This window comes from Methylobacterium sp. C33D (assembly GCF_053345825.1).
In genome coordinates this window covers 1-255 of the sequence record NZ_JBKFAV010000267.1, presented here as the reverse complement: position 1 = coordinate 255, position 255 = coordinate 1, and the positions used below count along the sequence as shown (strand labels likewise).

Sequence of the window (255 nt, the reverse complement as noted above, 5' to 3'; positions counted from 1 at the left end):
CCGAGTTCAAAGTTAGTGCAGCGTTGGCCGTTGCTCCACTGGTAGCTTGGCCGGCGGAGCCGGTCGGGCGAGCGCAGCCGGCCAAGCGGTCATGGCCGGCACGAACACCTCTGGAGCTGGTGGCTTACAGCCAAGCGCGCCATGCGGGCGGATCGTGTTGTAGTGCCGACGCCAGCTTTCGATGATGATCTGTGCCTCCTTGAGCGTGTAGAAGATCTCGCCGTTCAGAAGTTCATCCCGCAATCGCGCGTTGAA

Annotated in this window: 1 protein-coding gene; it reads right to left on the bottom strand. The window is 62.0% G+C overall.

The window, feature by feature from the left end; all coding sequences use genetic code 11:
• Nucleotides 1-12: 12 nt before the first annotated feature.
• Nucleotides 13-255, bottom strand: a 243-nt coding sequence (locus tag ACLBXO_RS32315) for an integrase core domain-containing protein (RefSeq protein WP_447687978.1), incomplete at its 5' end; no start/stop codon positions are given.